This is a genomic window from Pseudomonas cichorii, from assembly GCF_019719005.1.
GTDB lineage: Bacteria > Pseudomonadota > Gammaproteobacteria > Pseudomonadales > Pseudomonadaceae > Aquipseudomonas > Aquipseudomonas cichorii_E.
On sequence record NZ_JAIGPJ010000038.1, the window covers coordinates 37,206 to 56,174 of the forward strand.

General features: G+C 59.8%; 23 protein-coding genes. 17 read left to right on the top strand and 6 right to left on the bottom strand.

Features of this window, described 5'->3' with window-relative positions; all coding sequences use genetic code 11:
* Positions 1-15: 15 nt before the first annotated feature.
* The 4 genes from K5D32_RS21765 to pilG form a co-directional block, all read right to left on the bottom strand.
* The gene (locus K5D32_RS21765; protein ID WP_221577215.1) at positions 16-2,058 is read right to left on the bottom strand and encodes a methyl-accepting chemotaxis protein; all 2,043 of its coding nucleotides are present in this window, start codon (positions 2,056-2,058) and stop codon (positions 16-18) included.
* A gap of 78 nt (positions 2,059-2,136) precedes the next feature.
* Entirely contained in the window at positions 2,137-2,676 is a 540-nt protein-coding gene (locus tag K5D32_RS21770; protein WP_025262260.1) for a chemotaxis protein CheW, read from the bottom strand.
* A gap of 14 nt (positions 2,677-2,690) precedes the next feature.
* On the bottom strand, positions 2,691-3,056 hold the full coding sequence (pilH, locus tag K5D32_RS21775; RefSeq protein ID WP_002551739.1) for a twitching motility response regulator PilH: 366 nt from the start codon (positions 3,054-3,056) through the stop codon (positions 2,691-2,693).
* Positions 3,057-3,098: 42 nt separating this feature from the next.
* On the bottom strand, positions 3,099-3,509 hold the full coding sequence (gene pilG / locus K5D32_RS21780) for a twitching motility response regulator PilG (protein WP_025262261.1): 411 nt from the start codon (positions 3,507-3,509) through the stop codon (positions 3,099-3,101).
* 229 nt (positions 3,510-3,738) lie between these two features.
* Here pilG and gshB point away from each other — a divergent pair, with 229 nt between their 5' ends.
* The 7 genes from gshB (at position 3,739) to K5D32_RS21815 (ending at position 9,677) form a co-directional block, all read left to right on the top strand.
* Complete coding sequence (gene gshB / locus K5D32_RS21785) at positions 3,739-4,692, top strand: glutathione synthase (RefSeq protein WP_198729161.1); 954 nt, start codon at positions 3,739-3,741, stop codon at positions 4,690-4,692.
* 97 nt (positions 4,693-4,789) lie between these two features.
* Positions 4,790-5,692, top strand: coding sequence for an energy transducer TonB (locus K5D32_RS21790; protein ID WP_221577216.1), 903 nt, complete (start codon positions 4,790-4,792; stop codon positions 5,690-5,692).
* A 75-nt stretch (positions 5,693-5,767) separates the two neighbouring features.
* Positions 5,768-6,337 (top strand): YqgE/AlgH family protein, encoded by a 570-nt coding sequence (locus tag K5D32_RS21795; protein WP_221601801.1) that lies wholly within the window; start codon positions 5,768-5,770, stop codon positions 6,335-6,337.
* On the top strand, positions 6,337-6,777 hold the full coding sequence (ruvX, locus tag K5D32_RS21800; RefSeq protein WP_201003860.1) for a Holliday junction resolvase RuvX: 441 nt from the start codon (positions 6,337-6,339) through the stop codon (positions 6,775-6,777). The genes K5D32_RS21795 and ruvX overlap by 1 nt, the downstream gene beginning before the upstream one ends.
* Before the next feature lie 96 nt (positions 6,778-6,873).
* Entirely contained in the window at positions 6,874-7,392 is a 519-nt protein-coding gene (pyrR, locus tag K5D32_RS21805; RefSeq protein ID WP_221601803.1) for a bifunctional pyr operon transcriptional regulator/uracil phosphoribosyltransferase PyrR, read from the top strand.
* A gap of 12 nt (positions 7,393-7,404) precedes the next feature.
* The gene (locus K5D32_RS21810) at positions 7,405-8,409 is read left to right on the top strand and encodes an aspartate carbamoyltransferase catalytic subunit (RefSeq protein ID WP_221577220.1); all 1,005 of its coding nucleotides are present in this window, start codon (positions 7,405-7,407) and stop codon (positions 8,407-8,409) included.
* Positions 8,406-9,677, top strand: coding sequence for a dihydroorotase (locus K5D32_RS21815; protein ID WP_221593567.1), 1,272 nt, complete (start codon positions 8,406-8,408; stop codon positions 9,675-9,677). The genes K5D32_RS21810 and K5D32_RS21815 overlap by 4 nt, the downstream gene beginning before the upstream one ends.
* Positions 9,678-9,758: 81 nt before the next feature.
* On the opposite strand, the gene K5D32_RS21820 is transcribed toward K5D32_RS21815, so the two are convergent.
* On the bottom strand, positions 9,759-10,163 hold the full coding sequence (locus K5D32_RS21820) for a TM2 domain-containing protein (protein ID WP_216704283.1): 405 nt from the start codon (positions 10,161-10,163) through the stop codon (positions 9,759-9,761).
* A 250-nt stretch (positions 10,164-10,413) separates the two neighbouring features.
* On the opposite strand from K5D32_RS21820, the gene K5D32_RS21825 reads away from it, so the two are divergent.
* Positions 10,414-11,097 carry a C40 family peptidase gene (locus K5D32_RS21825; protein WP_221593566.1) on the top strand — a complete coding sequence of 228 codons (684 nt, stop codon included), beginning with the start codon at positions 10,414-10,416 and terminating at the stop codon, positions 11,095-11,097.
* A 35-nt stretch (positions 11,098-11,132) separates the two neighbouring features.
* Here K5D32_RS21825 and K5D32_RS21830 read toward each other — a convergent pair whose 3' ends face one another.
* On the bottom strand, positions 11,133-12,167 hold the full coding sequence (locus tag K5D32_RS21830; RefSeq protein ID WP_025262272.1) for a type IV pilus twitching motility protein PilT: 1,035 nt from the start codon (positions 12,165-12,167) through the stop codon (positions 11,133-11,135).
* A 55-nt stretch (positions 12,168-12,222) separates the two neighbouring features.
* Between K5D32_RS21830 and K5D32_RS21835 the strand changes: the two genes are divergently transcribed.
* The 9 genes from K5D32_RS21835 to K5D32_RS21875 all read left to right on the top strand — a co-directional run bounded on the left by K5D32_RS21835 (position 12,223) and on the right by K5D32_RS21875 (position 18,865).
* A complete protein-coding gene (locus K5D32_RS21835) occupies positions 12,223-12,909 on the top strand; it encodes a YggS family pyridoxal phosphate-dependent enzyme (protein WP_025262273.1) in 687 nt (228 codons plus the stop codon).
* A gap of 22 nt (positions 12,910-12,931) precedes the next feature.
* Positions 12,932-13,750, top strand: a complete 819-nt coding sequence (proC, locus tag K5D32_RS21840) for a pyrroline-5-carboxylate reductase (protein WP_221577223.1) — start codon at positions 12,932-12,934, stop codon at positions 13,748-13,750.
* Between the two features lie 26 nt (positions 13,751-13,776).
* Entirely contained in the window at positions 13,777-14,367 is a 591-nt protein-coding gene (locus K5D32_RS21845; RefSeq protein ID WP_198725232.1) for a YggT family protein, read from the top strand.
* Between the two features lie 132 nt (positions 14,368-14,499).
* Complete coding sequence (locus K5D32_RS21850; protein ID WP_221577224.1) at positions 14,500-15,639, top strand: homoserine O-acetyltransferase; 1,140 nt, start codon at positions 14,500-14,502, stop codon at positions 15,637-15,639.
* A gap of 7 nt (positions 15,640-15,646) precedes the next feature.
* Entirely contained in the window at positions 15,647-16,267 is a 621-nt protein-coding gene (gene metW, locus K5D32_RS21855) for a methionine biosynthesis protein MetW (protein ID WP_221577225.1), read from the top strand.
* 26 nt (positions 16,268-16,293) lie between these two features.
* The gene (locus tag K5D32_RS21860; protein ID WP_221593564.1) at positions 16,294-16,728 is read left to right on the top strand and encodes a DUF4426 domain-containing protein; all 435 of its coding nucleotides are present in this window, start codon (positions 16,294-16,296) and stop codon (positions 16,726-16,728) included.
* Entirely contained in the window at positions 16,725-17,321 is a 597-nt protein-coding gene (gene rdgB, locus K5D32_RS21865) for an RdgB/HAM1 family non-canonical purine NTP pyrophosphatase (RefSeq protein ID WP_221601805.1), read from the top strand. The genes K5D32_RS21860 and rdgB overlap by 4 nt, the downstream gene beginning before the upstream one ends.
* Positions 17,318-18,532, top strand: a complete 1,215-nt coding sequence (hemW, locus tag K5D32_RS21870) for a radical SAM family heme chaperone HemW (protein ID WP_260407495.1) — start codon at positions 17,318-17,320, stop codon at positions 18,530-18,532. The genes rdgB and hemW overlap by 4 nt, the downstream gene beginning before the upstream one ends.
* Positions 18,533-18,541: 9 nt before the next feature.
* On the top strand, positions 18,542-18,865 hold the full coding sequence (locus K5D32_RS21875) for a DUF3392 domain-containing protein (protein ID WP_221577228.1): 324 nt from the start codon (positions 18,542-18,544) through the stop codon (positions 18,863-18,865).
* The last annotated feature ends 104 nt before the right edge of the window (positions 18,866-18,969 follow it).

Sequence of the window (18,969 nt, forward strand, 5' to 3'; positions counted from 1 at the left end):
TTCATTTGCAGGGCATCATCCGATTTCTCTGGATGGCGGCAAGGTAAATCCTGACACCGAGCGGCGCATTTCACTGGCCATTTTCGCCAGGTTGCCGATGCTCTCTGCGGTCGCGGCAGTACCCGAAGTCGTTTGTGTCGAGGTTTGCTGGATCACGGTCATGGTCTGCGAAATCTGCCCGGCCGACGAGGCCTGCTGGCGAGCCGCGTCGGTGATACTTTCGATCAGTTCGGCCAACACCCTGGAAACACCTTCGATCTCTTCCAGCGCCACACCGGCATCCTGCGCCAGCCGTGCGCCGCGCACCACCTCGCTGGTGGTCTGCTCCATGGAAATGACCGCTTCATTGGTGTCGTTCTGGATGGCCCGCACCAGCATTTCGATCTGTTTGGTAGCGGACGACGAGCGCTCGGCCAGACGCTGAACCTCGTCGGCAACCACCGCAAAGCCGCGCCCGGCATCACCCGCCATGGACGCCTGAATGGCGGCATTGAGGGCCAGGATATTGGTCTGGTCGGCAATGTCATCGATCAGGCTGACGATATCGCCAATTTCCTGCGAGGACTCGCCCAGGCGCTTGATGCGCTTGGAGGTGTCCTGAATCTGCTCGCGAATGTTGTCCATGCCATGAATGGTGTTGTGCACCACCTCGTTGCCCTTGTTGGCGATGGTGACCGAACGCTCTGCCACCGCCGAGGATTCCGACGCGTTGGCGGAAACCTGATCGATGGAAACCGCGATGTCGGTGATTGCCGCCGATGCGGCGCTGATCTGCAGCGCCTGATGCTCGGACGCTGCCGCCAGTTGCGTGGCGGTGGTCTGGGTCTCCTGCACCGCTGCCGCGACCTGCTCGGCGGTGAGGTTGATGGTCACCACCAGTTCGCGCAATTGATCGATGGAATAGTTGATGGAGTCGGCAATCGCACCGGTGAAGTCCTCGGTCACTGACGCGGTCACGGTCAGGTCGCCATCGGCCAGGTTCTCGATTTCATCCAGCAGCCGCATGATCGCGTTCTGGTTGCGCTCGTTTTTCTGGGCGGTTTCGCGCAACTGGCGATTGGTTTCGCGCACCATCACCAGGCCGATCAGGATGATGGACATCAACGCCAGCAGGCCGAGCACGTACTCGCCGATGGAGTTGGCCGAGCGGGTGGTTGCCAGGTTTTCCAGGCCGCTGGCCAGCACCGACGCTTTCTCCAGCAGGGTCTGCGAAGTATTGAAGATATTGCCGGACGCTTCACGGACCTGAAACAGCTCGGAAGACGTTTCGAGGATTTCGTCGACTGAACCGGACACGAACTCGAACAGTTCAGAGATTTCCGCCAGACGCGCACGGGCATCACGGTCCTCGACCTGAGCGATGCGCATGCTCGAATTACCTTCGAGCATGCCGTTGAGCACCCGTCCGAACTGGCTGGCATCACGGCCAAAGGCATCGGCGGCCTGCACAGCGGTTTCGTCACCGGACAGCACGATATTCACTGCGCCGAGGATTCTTTCCGCCAAGAGGGCCTGACGTTGCGCCAGAACGACCTGACTGGCCGGAGCGTGGCTCTTGAGCAGGATTTCAACGACCTTTTCGTACTCGACCTGCAATTGCGGGATGGTTTCGGACAAGGTCGCGGCCACCTGATGCAGGGACAGCACCGTCTGTTCGCTGGCCAGAATCACATCGGCACTCTTGCGCAGGTTCTCCCAGTCGTTCTGCACGGCGCGCAACTCATCCCGAACGGCCGAAGGCGCAGCCGGCAGACCGGTGGACGGATCACCTTTCTTGAGATAGCCCCAGCGCAGGTCGAAATCGTTGCGGGCATCGGTCAGCAACTTGAACGCCTGGGCCTTGCCGGCCGCAGCTTCGGTGGCGTTCTTGGCAATACGCTGGGACAACACCCGCAGTTCACCGGCATGACCGATGTACTGTTTGTCGTAGTTCGACTGGGTATTGAGATAAGTGAAGTTGGCGAACAACAAAATGATGAAAACGATGAGCGCGACGAACAACAGAATAATCTGAGCCCGGCTCTGTGCGCCTTCCAGTGACCTGCCAGTCTTACTCATTAATCAGGCCCCCGCCTGGACCAACCGCGATTCGTGAAACAAACACGCCCGACCAGATCGGGCGGACCGACCTGCCACTTACAATGCCACGTCCATGAAATCAGGAGATTGCGTCAGCGCCCAGGGGCTGAATACCAGCCAGGCCTGCTCCCGCAGAAATTGCCCGCGCAGGAACGGCACCACGGCCATGTCCGGCGCAACAAGGGTTTCGGGCATCAGGCTCAACTGACTGAAATGTTGCATACCAAAGACTTCATCCACCACCAGCCCCGCAAACACGTCCTGATGCTCAACGACCAGCACCCGCCGTTGCTTGCGAACCGTGGACAGTTCGTGCCCGAAGAAACCGCACAGGTCCATGAGCGGCAACAGCCGCCCGCGCAGATTGGCCATGCCGACCACCCATGGCTTTACGCCGGGCATCACGGCATAACGTGGCTCATGCAGGATTTCAGCGATTTCGCCCATGGGCGCCACGAAGCGTTGCTCGCCCATGCGAAAGCCGATGCCGCTCCAGTCCTGCTGGTGGGTTTCCTGCAACGGCAGACCTGCCGCCAGCGAGCGACACCGCTGATCGATATCGAGCAGCAGTTCAAAGGCAGTACGTGGCTCGACCATGGAAAGCCCGGCTATCAGCCGGCCAGCACCGCGTTCAGGGTTTTCATCAGGGTTTCTTCATCCACCGGCTTGGTCAGGTAATCCCTGGCGCCCTGGCGCTTGCCCCAGACCTTGTCGGTTTCCTGATCCTTGGTGGTGATCATGATCACCGGGATCATGTTGGTGTCGGCATCCTTGGTCAACTGGCGCGTGGCCTGAAAACCGTTGAGCCCGGGCATGACGATATCCATCAGCACGGCATCGGGTTTTTCCTGACGGGCCAGGGCAACGCCATCGGCGCCATTTTCAGCCTTCAGCACCTCATGGCCGTGCTTTTCCAGCATGCCGGTGAGTTTGTACATTTCGGTCGGCGAATCATCGACGATCAATATTCGAGCCATGGTGTTCCCCATCAGGTGCGAAGCCGCGATCAGGCGCGGGCCTCACGAAATTTGTTGTTCTACCGCAACGAAACCGGGCACGTGGGCCTTGATGGCGTTCAGTAGCTCTTCCTTGCTGAAAGGCTTGGTCAGAAACTGGTCGGAACCGACGATCCTGCCCTTGGCCTTGTCGAACAATCCATCCTTGGAAGAAAGCATGATGACTGGAGTCGACTTGAAAGCCCTGTTGTTCTTGATCAGTGCACAGGTCTGATAACCGTCCAGACGCGGCATCATGATATCGACGAATATGATTCGCGGATGATTATCGGCGATCTTTGCCAACGCATCGAAACCGTCTATTGCCGTGATGACTTCACAGCCGACGTTCTTGAGCAGCGTTTCGGCGGTACGGCGAACGGTCTTCGAGTCATCGATGACCATGACCTTCAATGCTGTGGCGTACTGTTCCATATCTGTTCTTCCGTCGCCGCAGCGATTTTCTGCGTGTTCTGCGTGGCACTGGCGCCGGACCGTGGCGTTTGGCCGACCCATGGTGCAGAAGAGCGGATGTCGAGCCTTTTTAGCACACTCTCCAGACTCAATCCATAAAGCGCTGCCCCTTGACCCGAAGCAATCGGAGCGCCACCCTGACGCCTATTTCAAGGCCATCATGGCCGTTATCGATCAGAGGATATTACCCATGAGCGTTCGCTTAGGGATTGTCATGGACCCCATTGAGCGCATCTCCTATAAAAAGGACAGCTCGCTGGCCATGCTGCTTGCCGCACAGGAACGTGGCTGGTCGCTGTTCTACATGGAGCAGAAGGACCTGTACCAGAACGCTGGCCAGGCTCGCGCGCGGATGAAACCGCTGAAAGTCTTCGCTGACCCGGCGCACTGGTTTGAACTGCAGGACGAAATCGACACCGGCCTTGACGATCTGGACGTGATCCTGATGCGCAAGGACCCGCCGTTCGACATGGAATTCGTCTACACCACGTACCTGCTGGAACAGGCAGAGCGTGCAGGCGTGCTGATCGTCAACAAACCCCAGAGCCTGCGTGACTGCAACGAAAAGCTGTTCGCCACGCTGTTCCCGCAATGCACCCCGCCAACGCTCGTCAGCCGTCGCCCGGACATTCTTCGTGAGTTCGCCGCGCAGCACGGCGATGTGATCCTCAAGCCGCTGGACGGCATGGGCGGCGCGTCGATCTTCCGTCATCGCGCAGGCGACCCGAACCTGTCGGTGATCCTGGAAACCCTGACAGCCCACGGCACCCAGCAGATCATGGCCCAGGGTTATCTGCCGGCAATCAAGGACGGCGACAAACGCATCCTGATGGTCGACGGCGAACCCGTGCCTTACTGCCTGGCGCGTATCCCGGCAGCGGGCGAAACCCGTGGCAACCTGGCCGCTGGAGGTCGTGGCGAAGCTCGTCCGCTGACTGAAAAGGATCGCTGGATCGCTGAGCAGATCGGCCCGACCTTGCGCGAAAAAGGCCTTATTTTTGTCGGTCTGGATGTGATTGGTGAGCATCTCACCGAAATCAACGTCACCAGCCCGACCTGCATCCGCGAAATCGACAATGCCTTCGGCACCAACATCGGCGGCTTGCTGATGGACGTGATCGAGAAGAAACTGCAGGCTCGGTAAAGGTGCATTTCGCGAATGAATTCGCTCCTACGTGAAGTGGGTTCATTCGCGAAGCAATAATGATGAAACGGATTTTGAACGAGACACTGAACCGCCAATGACATCCATGGCCAGAAACGACCTGCCCCTCGAACTCTCGACAGTTGGGGTGCGTCCAGCGGATCGCCTGGGCTTCACCATGATGATCGCCGCGCTTATTCATGCCGCGGTGATTCTTGGCGTGGGCTTCACCTATGTAAAACCCGAGCAGATCTCCCAGACGCTGGAAATCACCCTCGCCACGTTCAAAAGCGAGGAAAAACCCAAGCAGGCGGACTTTCTGGCCCAGGACGATCAACAGGGCAGCGGCACCCTGGACAAGGCAGAAACCCTCAAGACCACGGAAATCGCGCCCTATCAGGACACCAAGGTCAACAAGGTGACGCCACCACCGGCCAACAAGCCTGTGGAAAAACAGGAAGCACCGAAAACCGCGGTAGCCACTGTCGCCCCTTCCCCGCAGCACACGGCCGCCAAGCGTGAGGAAGTCAAACCCGAGCCGGCCGCCAAGGAAGCGCCCTCCTTCGACAGCTCGCAGTTGAGCAATGAAATCGCCAGCCTGGAAGCCGAACTGTCGGCCGAACAGCAGCTTTATGCCAAGCGGCCGAAGATCCACCGCCTCAATGCGGCCTCGACCATGCGCGACAAGGGCGCTTGGTACAAGGATGACTGGCGCAAGAAAGTCGAGCGGGTCGGCAACCTGAACTACCCGGAAGAGGCGCGCCGCCAGCAGATCTACGGCAACCTGCGGCTATTGGTCTCGATCAATCACGATGGCTCGCTCTATGAAGTGCTGGTGCTGGAGTCATCGGGCCATCCATTGCTGGATCAGGCCGCACAGCGAATTGTACGTCTGGCAGCGCCATTTTCGCCGTTCACCGGCGATCTGGCTGACATCGATCGACTGGAAATCATCCGCACCTGGAAGTTTGCACGGGGTGACAAGCTGTCCAGTAACTGACCGTTCCTTCACAAATCGCAAGGCTGCCATAACTGACAGTTGTCAGGTCTGCCCGGCAGCGCCACACTAAGGCTCATGAAAAAACTATCCCCGAGCTATCTCAAGCATCAGTTCCTGATCGCCATGCCTCACATGCACGATCAGAACTTCGCGCAAACCTTGACGTATATCGTCGAGCACAACGCCAATGGTGCAATGGGTCTGGTGATAAACCGCCCGCAAAGCCTGAGTCTGGCCGATGTGCTTGAACAGTTACGCCCGGAGCTGCCCGCTCCCGTGCGCTGCCAGCACATCCCCATTCATTCCGGTGGCCCGGTACAGACCGACCGCGGGTTCGTGCTGCACCCAAGCGGCCAGATATTTCAGGCAACGGTCGAGCTGGGCGGCATTTCGTTGTCCACCTCACAGGATGTGCTGTTTTCCATCGCGGACGGCTACGGCCCTGATCAAAATGTGATCGCCCTGGGCTACGCCGGCTGGGACGCGGGTCAACTGGATGCCGAAATGGCTGCCAATGCCTGGCTGACCTGTCCTTTCGACCCGGCCATCCTGTTCGAAACTGACAGCGAACTGCGGCTCGACGCTGCGGCAGCGCGCCTGGGGATCAATCTGAATCTGCTCTCGACCCAGGTAGGTCACGCCTGATGGCTGCATTGCGCCTGCTCCTGGGTTTCGATTACGGCACCAAACAGATCGGCATTGCGGTCGGCCAGGCCATTACCGGTCAGGCCCGCGAGCTGTGCACGCTCAAGGCACAGAACGGCGTCCCGGACTGGGACAAGGTTCAGGCGCTGATTACCGAGTGGAAACCCGATGCCATCGTGGTCGGCCTGCCGCTGAACATGGACGGCACGCCCAGTGAGATGAGCGCCCGGGCCGAAAAGTTCTCGCGCAAGCTCAATGGCCGCTTCAATATCCCGGTCTACACCCACGACGAACGCCTGACCACCTTTGAAGCCAAGGGTGAGCGCATGGCGCGTGGCGGTCAGCGCGGCAGTTATCGCGACAACCCAGTGGATGCCATCGCCGCCGCGCTGTTGCTGCAAGGCTGGCTCGATGCCAATCCCGAACTGCTGAATGCGTGACTTTTCAGGCCAGAACAGCTTCGAGATACCCGACTTCACGTTTCCGCCTGAGCAACGCGCCCGATGGACAGTGCCCAGGCCTTTAAAGGAGCAATCATGAGCTTGCCCAACCCCAGCGATCTGATTCGTCAGATGGCTACCGACCTGAGCGCTCACCTGAGCAAGCGCGGCATCAACGACCCTCGTTTCATCGGCATCCGCACCGGCGGTGTATGGGTGGCGCAGGCGCTGCTAAAGGCTCTGGAAAACGACGCGCCCCTCGGGACGCTGGATGTGTCCTTCTATCGCGACGACTTCAGCCAGAACGGCCTTCATCCTCAGGTTCGGCCATCGGAACTGCCTTTCGAGATCGAAGGCCAGCATCTGGTCCTGATCGATGACGTGCTCATGAGCGGTCGCACCATTCGGGCAGCCCTCAACGAACTGTTCGATTACGGACGCCCGGCCAGTGTCACGCTGGTCTGCATGCTGGACCTGGACGCCGGTGAACTGCCGATTCGCCCCAACGTGGTGGGCGCATCGTTGTCCCTGGCACCCGACGAGCGCGTCAAGCTGACCGGCCCCGAGCCGCTGGCGCTCGAGCTTCAAGACCTTTCCACCGCTTCAGCCCTTTAAGAGTCCCTTGCGATGACGCCTCTCGACGCCAAGCGCCCGCTGCAACTCAACCATCAGGGTCAGCTGCGCCATTTTCTGTCTCTGGACGGCTTGCCCCGCGAGCTGCTCACCGAAATCCTCGACACGGCTGACTCCTTCCTTGAAGTCGGCGCCCGTGCGGTGAAGAAAGTCCCGCTGTTGCGTGGCAAGACCGTCTGCAACGTGTTCTTCGAGAACTCGACCCGCACGCGGACCACTTTCGAGCTGGCAGCCCAGCGGCTGTCGGCGGACGTCATCACCCTCAACGTTTCGACGTCCTCCACCAGCAAGGGCGAGACGCTGTTCGACACCCTGCGCAACCTGGAAGCCATGGCTGCCGACATGTTTGTCGTGCGCCACGCCGACTCCGGCGCAGCCCACTTCATTGCCGAGCACGTGTGCCCGGAAGTGGCGATCATCAACGGCGGCGACGGCCGTCACGCGCACCCGACCCAGGGCATGCTCGACATGCTGACGATCCGTCGTCACAAGGGCAGTTTCGAGAACCTGTCGGTGGCCATCGTCGGCGACATCCTGCACTCGCGAGTGGCGCGCTCCAACATGCTGGCCCTCAAGGCACTGGGTTGCCCGGACATTCGCGTCATCGGACCGAAAACCTTGCTGCCCATCGGCATCGAGCAATACGGGGTCAAGGTCTACACCGACCTGACCGAAGGCCTGAAGGATGTGGACGTGGTCATCATGCTGCGCCTGCAACGCGAACGCATGACCGGCGGCCTGCTGCCCAGCGAAGGCGAGTTCTACCGTCTGTTCGGCCTGACCACTGCACGTCTGGCCGGCGCCAAGCCTGATGCCATCGTCATGCACCCAGGCCCGATCAACCGGGGCGTGGAAATCGAATCGGCAGTCGCCGACGGCGTGCATTCGGTCATTCTCAATCAAGTGACCTACGGGATCGCCGTACGCATGGCCGTGCTGTCCATGGCCATGAGCGGACAAACCGCACAACGACAATTCGAGCAGGAGAACGCCCTGTGAAGCTCAGCATTCTCGGCGCTCGCGTCATCGACCCGGTCAGCGGCCTGGATAAAGTCACGGATCTGCACCTTGAAGCGGGCAAGATCCTCGCCATCGGCGCTGCACCAGCAGGCTTTGAGCCCAGCCAGACCATCGACGCCAACGGTCTGGTGGCCGCACCCGGCCTCGTGGACCTCAATGTCTCCCTGCGCGAGCCGGGTTACAGCCGCAAAGGCACCATCGCCAGCGAAACCCGTGCTGCCACGGCAGGCGGCGTCACCAGCCTGTGCTGCCCGCCGCGCACCAAACCGGTACTCGACACATCGGCAGTGGCCGAACTGATCCTGGACCGCGCTCGCGAAGCCGGTTACAGCAAGGTTTTCCCTATCGGCGCCTTGAGCAAAGGGCTGGAAGGCGAGCAACTGGCCGAACTGATTGCCCTGCGCGACGCTGGCTGTGTGGCGTTCGGCAATGGCTTGAGCAGCTTCAGCAATACCCGCACCCTCTGCCGGGCGCTGGAATATGCGGCGACCTTCGATCTGACGGTGATTTTCAACTCTCAGGATCGTGACCTGGCTGAAGGCGGCCTGGCCCATGAAGGACCGACGGCCAGCTTCCTGGGCTTGGCCGGCATCCCGGAAACAGCTGAAACCGTAGCACTGGCCCGCGACCTGCTGCTGGTGGAGCAAAGCGGCGTGCGTGCGCACTTCAGCCAGTTGACCAGCGCCCGTGGCGCAGCCCTGATCGCCCAGGCGCAAGCCCGCGGCCTGCCGGTGACCGCCGATGTGGCCTTGTATCAGTTGATCCTGACCGATGAAGCCCTGATCGACTTCTCCAGCCTGTATCACGTCCAGCCGCCACTGCGCACCCGCGCCGACCGCGACGGTCTGCGTGAAGCTGTGAAATCCGGTGTGATCCAGGCCATCTCCAGCCATCACCAGCCACATGAACGTGATGCCAAGCTGGCACCGTTTGGCGCGACCGAGCCGGGCATCAGCAGTGTCGAACTGCTGCTGCCGCTGGCGATGACGCTGGTTGAGGATGGTTTGCTTGACCTGCCAACCCTGATCGCCCGCCTGAGCGCTGGCCCGGCAGCCGCCTTGCGCCTGCCAGCCGGACAACTGAGCGCAGGCTCGGCGGCCGATCTGGTGCTGTTCGACCCGGCAGCCTCGACGGTTGCTGGCGAAAAATGGCTGTCCAAAGGCGATAACTGCCCGTTCCTCGGCCATTGCCTGCCGGGCGCGGTGCGTTACACGCTGGTGGATGGGCGGATCAGTTACAGCGCCTGACCCGGTGAAGCCTGTGTGGGAGCGGATTCATCCGCGAAGGGTTCGCGAATGAATTCGCTCCTACCAAAGGAGCGAAGAACCTCAACCGCGCTGCGCGTTCTTGATGGATATCTGGTTATTCATCGTCCAGAAATCATAAAGCACGCCCAGCAGGAACAGCCCGCCTGTCAGCAGATAGATAAACCCGGTAATCCACTTGCCCTGATACATGCGGTGAACACCGAAAATGCCCAGGAAGGTCAGTAACAGCCACGCCACGTTGTAGTCGGTCGAGCCCTGATTGAAGCGCAGGTCGGCTTCGCGATCCATGGACGGGATCAGAAACAGATCGATCAGCCAGCCAATCCCCAACAAGCCGAAAGTGAAGAACCAGATAGTCCCGGTCACCGGCTTGCCATAGTAAAAACGATGCGCCCCCAGAAAGCCGACAATCCACAGCAGATACCCCAAAAGCTTGCTGTGCGTATCCGGACGATAGCTGTTCATTTCTTACCTCTTTGAGCTGATAGAAAAAAATATGTGTGAGTTTTGTGACTTCCACGAGGTGTTCCGACGTATGGCAGTACGTCGCTAGTGGATGAGCCAACCCCTTGTCAGCAAAGGGATTGAGCCGAGAACCGAAAGAGTGTGTCGCACAAAACGTAACGATGCGAGTGTGATCGGGTCGACAAATGGGGTCAGGTTTGATCGAAAAGCTGTTATAAAGTTGCGCGCTGACCACTATGAGCCTTGCAAAATGCGTCCCTTTTTCAAGACATGGCTAACCATTTGCCTTTTTATGCCTCTGGCCGCCCACGCCACCAACCGTGAGCAACAGCTTCCTGCGAGTTTCACCGGCTATACCGCCAAGAGCCACTTTTCTCCAGTCATCACACCTCGCACCATCCCACTGGAAGCCTCTATCCCCCTCAAGTTCCAAAGTGCCACCGACACTCAGATACCGGCACCAGGAAAGAACTCAGCCAAGTCCGTCAAAGCCACCAAGGCCGTATCGACCGCCAATGCCAAACAAGGCAATGCTGTCGTGAAGCGTGCTTTGCAAGCGGTCGGCACCCCTTATCGCTGGGGCGGCAACACGCCGGGCAAAGGTCTGGATTGCAGCGGGCTGGTGAAATACGCTTTCAATGATGTGCAGGAAGTCGATCTGCCGCGCACCTCCAATGCCATGGCTGAAGGTCATGGCCAGAAGGTCGATCGCAAGGATCTGAAGCCGGGCGACCTGCTGTTCTTCAACATCAAGAGCCGCAAGATCAACCATGTGGCCATCTATCTGGGCAATGATCGCTTCGTTCATGCACCCCGTCGTGGCAAGGCCGTGACTGTCGATACGCTGAAAAAGCCGTACTGGAACAGCCATTACAAGATCGCCAAGCGCGTGCTGCCAAAACAGACAGCTCCGATACACCTCGCCCAGCGTTAAGGCACGAGGGCCTGTCTCACCGACAGGCCCCTCAATCAGAAATTATCCGGTACCTTGGCCCGCTCCCGCGCACTCTCGCGGGTAATCAGCCCTTTCTTCACCAGATCCGCCAGACACATATCCAGCGTCTGCATGCCCACCGATCCCCCCGTCTGGATGGCCGAGTACATCTGCGGCACCTTGTCTTCACGGATCAGGTTACGAATCGCGGGCGTGCCCATCATGATTTCGTGAGCTGCCACACGCCCACCGCCCACTTTCTTGAGCAGCGACTGCGAAACCACGGCATGCAGTGACTCGGAAAGCATGGAGCGGATCATGGATTTCTCTTCCGCCGGAAACACGTCAACCACGCGGTCGATGGTCTTGGCCGCCGAGGTGGTGTGCAAGGTGCCAAAGACCAGGTGGCCGGTTTCAGCGGCAGTCAGCGCCAGGCGAATGGTTTCCAGATCGCGCAGCTCACCCACCAGAATCACGTCAGGGTCTTCACGCAGGGCCGAGCGCAAGGCCTCGGAAAAGCCCAGCGTATCGCGATGCACTTCACGCTGGTTGACCAGGCACTTCTTGGATTCGTGAACGAATTCGATAGGGTCTTCGATGGTCAGGATATGGTGATGCTTGTTGCAGTTCAGGTAATCGATCATCGCCGCCAGCGTGGTCGACTTGCCCGAACCGGTCGGCCCGGTCACCAGAATCAGGCCGCGAGGCACGTCGGTAATCTTGCGAAACACTTCCCCCATGCCCAGGTCTTCCATGCTCAGGATCTTGGAGGGAATGGTACGGAATACCGCGCCTGCGCCACGGTTCTGATTGAAAGCGTTGACCCGGAAACGGGCGACACCCGGCACTTCAAAGGAAAAGTCGGTTTCCAGGGACTCCTCAAAGGCCTGACGCTGCTTGTCGTTCATGATGTCGTAGATCAGCGCCTTGACCTCCTTGGCATCCAGCGGCGGCAGGTTGATCCGCCGCACATCGCCGTCCACACGGATCATCGGCGGCAGCCCCGCAGAGAGGTGCAAGTCCGACGCGCCCTGTTTGGCACTGAAAGCCAGCAGCTCGGTAATATCCATACAGCTCCTCAATCACATAGAATGCCGCAGACTTTAGCCCTGCTGGCGCAAATCAATGTCCACGATAGCAGCGAACATTTCAACGCTCGAAGAACGAATTCGCGCAGCGGCACACGCCGCTCAACGCAACCCGTCCGCAATCGGCCTGCTGGCCGTCAGCAAGACCAAGCCGTCAGGCGACCTGCGCGAAGCCTTTGCCGCCGGCCTGCGGGATTTTGGCGAAAACTATTTGCAGGAAGCACTGGGCAAACAGCAGGAATTGACCGACCTGCCCTTGTGTTGGCATTTCATCGGCCCCATTCAGTCGAACAAGACGCGCGCTATCGCCGAGAACTTCGCCTGGGTACATTCCGTGGACCGCCTGAAAATCGCTCAACGCCTGTCCGAGCAACGCCCCGAGCACCTTGAGCCGCTCAATATCTGCATTCAGGTTAATGTCAGTGGCGAGGCGAGCAAGTCCGGCTGTACGCCCCAGGACCTGCCAGCCCTGGCGGCAGCCATCAACGAATTGCCCCGACTGAAATTGCGCGGGCTGATGGCGATTCCCGAACCCACAGATGACAGCGCCGAACAGAACGCTGCCTTTGCTGCTGTCCGTACACTGCAAGAACAACTGAACCTGCCACTGGACACACTTTCCATGGGTATGAGCCACGACCTGGAAGCCGCCATTGCCCAAGGCGCGACCTGGGTGCGGATCGGCACTGCCCTTTTTGGCGCCCGTGACTACGGCCAGCCATAACCCACATACAAGGATCTCTTTCATGAGCAAGACTCGTATCGCCTTTGTCGGCGCCGGAAACATGGCAGCCAGCCTGATCGGCGGCCTGCGCGCCCAGGGCGTGGAAGCCGCACTGATCCGCGCCAGTGATCCGGGCGCCGAAACCCGCGAACGCATCGCAACCGAGCACGGAATCACCGTGGTCGCCGACAACGCAGAAGCCATCGAAGGCGCAGATGTGGTGCTGCTGGCTGTAAAACCGCAAATGATGAAAGCCGTCTGCGAAGCCTTGCGCCCAAGCCTCAAGCCTCAACAACTGATAGTCTCCATTGCCGCAGGCATCACTTGCGCCAGCATGACCCAGTGGCTGGGCGAGTCGCCTATCGTGCGCTGCATGCCCAACACGCCAGCCTTGCTGCGCCAGGGCGTCAGCGGCCTGTATGCCACCGACAAGGTCAGTGCCGCACAACGCGAACAGGCCGAGCAACTGCTGTCGGCGGTGGGTATCGCGGTCTGGCTGGATGAAGAGAAACAACTGGATGCCGTGACTGCTGTCTCCGGTAGCGGCCCGGCGTATTTCTTCCTGATGATCGAGGCAATGACGACGGCGGGCGTAAAACTGGGGCTACCCGAAGACGTTGCCAGGAAGCTCACCCTGCAAACCGCTCTGGGTGCCGCGTTAATGGCAACCGGCAGTGATGTGGATGCCGCCGAATTGCGTCGCCGCGTGACCTCACCTGCAGGCACCACGGAAGCCGCCATCAAGGCGTTCCAGGCGGGCGGTTTTGAAGCACTGGTAGAAACGGCCCTCAGCGCCGCTGATAATCGTTCGGCAGAATTGGCCGAATTACTGGGTAAATAATTTTCCAGGCTTTCCGGAGCAGATCGATGATTGGATTGAACACCGCTGCAATTTACGTCCTGCAAACCATTGGCAGTCTTTATCTGTTGATCATCCTCTTGCGCTTCGTGCTGCAACTGGTACGGGCGAACTTCTACAACCCGCTGAGCCAGTTCACCGTCAAAGCCACACAGCCATTGCTCAAGCCTCTGCGCCGGATCATCCCGAGCGTTTTCGGCCTGGACATGTCTTCCCTGGTGCTGGCGATCATCGTGCAACTGATCCTCATGGCCCTGACCCTGCTGCTGAGCTACGGCACCACCGGTGACCCGCTGCACCTGCTGATCTGGGCGATCATTGGCGTGACGGCGCTGTTCCTGAAGATATTCTTCTTTGCCCTGATCATCAGCGTGATCCTGTCCTGGGTCGCACCGGGCAGCCACAACCCGGGCGCAGAACTGGTCAACCAGATCTGCGAGCCTGCACTGGCACCGTTCCGCAAGTTCCTGCCCAACCTGGGCGGCCTGGACCTGTCGCCGATCTTCGCCTTCCTGGCCCTCAAGCTGCTGGACATGCTGGTCATCAATAATCTGGCAGCCATGAGCATGATGCCGCAGGTTCTGCGCATGCTGATCTGATGGTTGTTCGCTCCCACATACAACCTGTGGGAGCGGATTCATCCGCGAAAAGATCTACCGCTTTATTTCCTCTGTTGCCGCTACCCCCCGCGATCTTTAGACTTACGCCTCATTCAAGCGAGAGCAGGGTCGATGCCCACGGTCTTTCCCCACGATTCTGTCGGTCTGGTCACACCACAACTGGCGCACTTCAGCGAACCTCTGGCACTGGCCTGCGGTCGTTCTTTGCCAGCCTACGACCTCATCTATGAAACCTACGGCCAGCTCAACGCTGCGCGCAGCAACGCCGTACTGATCTGTCACGCACTGTCCGGACACCATCACGCTGCGGGTTTCCACAGCACTGAAGACCGCAAGCCGGGCTGGTGGGACAGCTGCATCGGTCCCGGCAAGCCTATCGATACCAACAAGTTCTTCGTGGTCAGCCTGAACAACCTCGGCGGCTGCAACGGCTCGACAGGCCCCAGCAGCATCGACCCGGAAACCGGCAAGCCCTTCGGCGCCAATTTCCCTGTCGTGACCGTGGAAGACTGGGTCAACAGCCAGGCACGTCTGGCGGACCTGCTGGGTATCGAGCAGTGGGCAGCCATTGTCGGCGGCAGCCTGGGCGGCATGCAGGCGCTGCAATGGACTATCAGCTACCCGGATCGCGTGCGCCATTGCCTGGCAATCGCGTCGGCACCCAAGCTGTCGGCACAGAACATCGCGTTCAACGAAGTGGCCCGTCAGGCGATTCTCACCGACCCTGAGTTCCATGGCGGCTCCTTCCAGGAAGTGGGCGTGATCCCCAAGCGCGGCCTGATGCTGGCGCGTATGGTCGGGCACATCACATACCTGTCCGACGACTCCATGGGCGAGAAGTTCGGCCGCGGTCTCAAGAGTGAAAAACTCAACTACGACTTCCATAGCGTGGAATTCCAGGTCGAAAGCTACCTGCGCTATCAGGGCGAAGAGTTTTCCGGGCGCTTCGATGCCAACACTTACCTGTTGATGACCAAGGCGCTGGACTACTTCGACCCGGCCGCGAACTTCAATGACAATCTGGCGCAGACCTTCGCCAGTGCCAAGGCGAAGTTCTGCGTGATGTCCTTCACCACCGACTGGCGCTTCTCGCCTGCCCGCTCGCGCGAACTGGTGGACGCCTTGATGGCGGCCCGCAAGGACGTCTGCTACCTGGAAATCGACGCGCCTCAAGGGCACGACGCCTTCCTGATCCCGATCCCGCGCTACCTGCAGGCTTTCGGTAACTACATGAACCGAATTTCGTTGTGAGGACGCCATGAGAGCCGATCTTGAGATCATCCAGGAATGGATCCCCGCAGGCAGCCGCGTGCTCGACCTGGGTTGTGGCGATGGCGAGCTGCTGACCTGGTTGCGTGACAACAAGCAGGTCACCGGCTACGGCCTGGAAAACGACCCGGACAACATTGCCCAGTGCGTGGCCAAGGGCATCAATGTGATCGAGCAGGACCTGGACAAGGGCCTGGGCAACTTTGCCAGCAACAGCTTCGATATCGTGGTCATGACCCAGGCCCTGCAAGCCGTCCACTACCCGGACCGCATCCTCGACGAGATGCTGCGCGTCGGTCGTCAGTGCATCATCACCTTCCCGAACTTCGGCCACTGGCGCTGCCGCTGGTACCTGGCGAGCAAGGGCCGCATGCCAGTATCCGAGTTCCTGCCGTACACCTGGTACAACACGCCGAACATTCACTTCTGCACCTTTGAAGACTTTGAAGAGCTGTGCCGCGAGCGCGAGGCACAAGTGATCGACAGGCTTGCCGTCGATCAACAGCACCGCCATGGGTGGGCCAGCAAGCTATGGCCTAATCTGTTGGGTGAAATCGGCATTTACCGGGTCAGCAGCCCCGGTCTGCCGGAACATCAGGTCGCTGTCTGATTCACAGCTTCTGGAGGAGAACGAACATGAGTCGCCTGGCCATTTTCCTGCTGACTGCCTGTCTGGGCCTGCCTGCGCTGGCAGCCGATGCCATCAAGGGCGAACGACAGGAAAGGTTCGGTGACACAACCGTTCACTACTCCACCTTCAACTCGACCTTCCTGCAGCCGGAAATCGCCAAAGGCGTCGAGCTGATCCGCAGCAAGAACCAGGGCGTGATCAATATTTCCGTGATCAAGGATGGCAAGCCACAGGCGGCACAGGTCAGCGGTACGGTCAAAGACCTGACCAGCGCCTCGATCCCCTTGAGCTTCAAGCAGGTCACCGAACCCGGCGCGGTCTACTACATCGCGCAATACCCTGTACCGCAGCAGGAAAACCGGACCTTCGACATTCACGTCAAGACTGGCAGCGATACCCATCGCTTCAGTTTCAATCAAGAGCTTTTCCCGGGCCAATGATGAACCTCACGCAACTTGTATTGGCCAGCCACAACGGCGGCAAACTCAAAGAACTCCAGGCCATGCTGGGCGACAGCGTGCAACTGCGCTCCGTGGGCGAGTTCAGCCACGTCGAGCCGGAAGAAACCGGCCTGTCCTTCGTCGAGAACGCGATTCTCAAGGCCCGCAATGCCTCGCGCCTTTCCGGCCTGCCGGCACTGGCCGACGACTCGGGGCTGGCGGTGGACTTTCTCGGTGGCGCACCTGGCATCTATTCGGCCCGCTATGCCGACGGCAAGGGTGACGCGGCCAATAACGCCAAGCTGCTGAACGTCCTGAAAGACGTGCCCGACGAGCAACGCGGCGCGCAATTCGTCTGCGTGCTGGCACTGGTTCGCCATGCCGACGATCCCTTGCCGATCCTCTGCGAAGGCCTGTGGCACGGGCGCATCCTGCATGCGGCCAGCGGCGAACATGGCTTCGGTTACGACCCTCTGTTCTGGGTGCCCGAGCGCAACTGCTCCAGCGCCGAGCTGAGCCCGACGGAGAAAAACCAGCTCAGTCATCGCGCTCGCGCCATGACCATATTGCGTCAACGCCTGGGCCTGAAATGATCCACGATCCACCTGCGCAGCCGCTGTTTCTGGGCGAGGCTGGTTTTTCGTCCGAAAGCCCACGGGCTGCCCTGGCGCAACTGCCACCCTTGTCGCTGTACATCCATATCCCGTGGTGCGTGCGCAAATGCCCGTACTGCGACTTCAACTCCCACACCGCAAGCCCGGTGCTACCGGAGCAGGAGTACGTCGATGCGCTACTGGCGGACCTGGATCAGGACCTGCTGCATGTTCATGGCCGGGAGTTGCGTTCGATCTTCTTTGGCGGTGGCACACCCAGCCTGTTCAGCGCTGAAGCCCTGGGTCGCCTGCTGGCCGGTGTAGAACAGCGCATCCGGTTTGCCAGTGACATCGAAATCACCCTGGAAGCCAACCCCGGCACCTTCGAGCAGGTCAAATTCAGCGCCTATCGCGGGCTGGGCATCAACCGGCTGTCCATCGGCATCCAGAGTTTTCAGGAAGCCAAGCTCAAGGCGCTGGGGCGGATTCATAACGGTGACGAGGCGATTCGCGCTGCCGACATGGCGCGCAGGGCCGGGTTCGACAACTTCAACCTGGACCTGATGCACGGCCTGCCGGACCAGTCTCAGGACGAAGCCCTGAACGACCTGCGCCAGGCTATCGCACTGGCGCCGACGCATCTGTCCTGGTATCAGCTGACGCTGGAGCCCAACACGGTCTTCTGGAACCAGCCGCCCGTTTTGCCCGAAGACGATATCCTCTGGGATATTCAGGAAACCGGTCAGCAACTGCTGGCAGACAGCGGTTATGCGCAATACGAAGTCTCGGCCTACGCGCAGCCCGACAAGGCTGCGCGGCACAACCTCAATTACTGGAGTTTCGGCGATTTCATCGGTATCGGTGCGGGCGCCCACGGCAAGCTCAGCCATCCGGACGGTCGGATTGTCCGCACCTGGAAGACGCGTCTGCCCAAGGATTACCTCAATCCGGAGAAGCCGTTCCAGGCCGGCTCCAAGCTGTTGAGTGTCGAGGAATTACCCTTTGAATTCCTGATGAATGCGCTGCGTCTCACAAATGGTGTGGACGCTGCATTATTTCGCGAAAGAACAGGTCTAAGCGTCGATTCACTGGCCAGCGCCCGCCAGCAAGCCGAACGACGCGGCCTGCTGCAGGCCGACCCGGCACGCTTGGTCGCGACCCCGCAAGGCCAGCTGTTTCTCAATGACTTGCTGCAATATTTTCTGATCTAAGGACCCTGCATGGATCTCATACTCGATCTGCTCGCCACCGTCTCGCGCTGGAGTCGCAGCAATCTTTCAGAAATTGCACTGGCGCTGGTGGGCTGCCTGCTGGTGCTGTTCGGCTCGGACTTCAAGGTGTGGATCGAACAGCGCATCAGCAGCATGACAGGTGCATTGCGCATCCCGCTTCTGGCGCTGCTGTGCACCATCGGCAGTGGTCTGGCGCTGATTTATGCCACGCCGTGGGTGGTGCGCGGCCTGAGCCAGTTCAACAACTACAGCCTGGCACCGGTACTGTTGGTGGTGCTGGTGTTGATCGGCGTGATTGCAGATCGTAAATAGCTTTTCTTCGCGGATAAATCCGCTCCCACATCATGAACTGCCCCCCAAAAGTTGGACGGTTTCAGCCAGCAGCCTGAGCCCTGTAGTCGACAGGGCTCAGGCCA